The organism is uncultured Subdoligranulum sp. (assembly GCF_937890665.1).
The window spans coordinates 1-2,107 of record NZ_CALADU010000044.1; the positions used below are offsets into that span (position 1 = coordinate 1).

At 51.3% G+C, this 2,107-nt stretch carries 1 protein-coding gene; it reads right to left on the reverse strand.

The genetic code is table 11. The features are described from left to right. Positions 1–546: 546 nt before the first annotated feature. Entirely contained in the window at positions 547–1,986 is a 1,440-nt protein-coding gene (locus Q0526_RS02460; protein ID WP_138263118.1) for an IS110 family transposase, read from the reverse strand. Positions 1,987–2,107: the final 121 nt, after the last annotated feature.

Genomic DNA, 2,107 nt, shown 5'->3' on the forward strand with positions numbered 1-2,107 from the left:
CTCCTTCCTATTATGTCAAGCCCTAAATGTACGTTTTTTAAGGCTTTGATCCATTTTTATACCTCTCAGGGAAGAGCCAATGGTGATGGATATCGTCGTATCTGGTACTGAATAGCTGATAGATGGGTATGGGGAATAGAGCGTCCTTTGTTTGTGCTCTATAAAGGCCATTTTCCCTCCGTTCAACTATGGTGGTGAACCTTCCGTGCCTATGGGGATCTTGTCCCAACTTCCTTCGTCCCACCTGTCCATACACCGAGTGCCAGCCAAGCTTTCAAACGGGGTCATGCCCCACGGAGAATACCACTGCTGGCTACGGCTCTTATTTGCTGTTGAATTACTACTGACCAGACATCCCTTTGGCGGCCCCGATAAATCAGTGGACGCTTTGCCTCCATTGTTCTGTCTTGCCAGTCGGTACTGATGTCGCAGACCCTGCGCCATCGTTTACGGGTTCCTTTTCCAGAACCCTGCCCAGCCGCCGCTCCTGTACGGTGGTTCGGCAAGGCTCTGGAAAATATGGGGTGTTGTTGATTGTTCCTAAATCTATGCTGCCTCTGCTGCCTCCGGGGACATATGCCTGATATCTTTCAGCATCCTTGCCGGATCGTACTTCTGGCCTGTATTCAGGATTGTGTAGATCACCCTCAAAATCTTGCAGGCAATCACGATCAGCGACTGCATCTTCTTCAGCGGGTTATTCGCCCTCGCCGTGTAGTACACATGCAGCGTCTTGAATTCCTCCGCATGGGATACCGCTGATTTTGCTGCCTGAAACAACCAATATCTCAGCCTTTTGCGCCCTCTGTGGCTGATTTTGGTCTCCCCCTTGTGCTTGCCGGAGCTGCAGGCCACCAAGCCAAGCCCGCTCAGTTTCTGGATCTCCTTGACATCGTCAAACCGAGTGATGTCGCCCATCTCAGCCAGGACTCCGGCCAGGATGTTCTCTCCAACGCCATCTATCTCCAGGATGTTCTCCGCATAGGGGATCTCCAGGCACTTCTGGTGAAGTTCGGCTTCAATCTCATCCCGTTTTGCTGCAAGGTCCGTCATCTGCTCTGCAAAGATTTTGACTGCCTTCTTTCCCCCTCTCGTCCCTTGTTTCAGACCGACGCTTTCCTTCGCATATCTGACGATCCGGTCTGCCCGGCTGTAGCCGCGCCCACGCAGCTTCGCCTCATGCCATATGCCTTTCAGACCATCAGCACCTAATTTCAGGATATCCTCCGGGAACGGGGCCGCCTTCAGAACCTCCAGGGTAAATGCCCCGTCCAGCTTCCCGAACGCGTCCATATATTCCGGAAAGTAAATCTTCATCTCTCTGTGCAGCCGATTGGTATTCCTGATCCGGTCCTCGGTCAGCTGGTCCCGCAGCATGGACAGCCGTCTCAGGTCAGCATATAAGCCCTCCGGCAGGTATGGCATGCCATAGTTCCCATCCTTCACAAGGTTTGCAATCAGCTTCGGGTCCTTCCTGTCGTCCTTCAGCTGGCTGTTGTCCTCAAGCTCCTTTGTCTGCTTCACCGCATAAGGGTTCACCTGCACAACGCTGATGCCATTGGAGACCATCCATGCCGCAAGGCAGAACCAGTAGTGACCTGTCGGCTCAAGGCCCAGCACAATCTGACGCTTATCATTGGCGGCAGCCAGTTCTAAGGCCCAGTCCTTTGCGCTTCGGAAGCCTCCTTCGCTGTTGCTGAACGAAAATGCGCCCCTGCTTAGTTCACGCCCTCTGGAATCGATGGCCCTCGCATAGTGCATTTCGCTGCCGATATCACACCCAAGGATGAGCATGTCATCACTGATGAATGTGAGCTTATCGTTTTTTGTAAACCTGCCTCTCGTCTCCAGTTCCCGCCAGGTCGAAGCCTTCATGCCTTCCTGAACCGTAGCGATCCTTCTTGCCAGTTCTTCCTGCGAAAGAACATTTGCTGTAGAATTTTTGATAACTGCTTGCTTTTTTGCCTTTTTTCCATTACTATTCATCTTAGATACCTCTTGCATTTTTGGATTTTACCAACTTGGCTGGTCAGTAATAATCCAACTTTACATGAGGTATCTTTTTGAGTCAACTCCCTTTACTCTTTAAATTATACAGGAAGCTTTC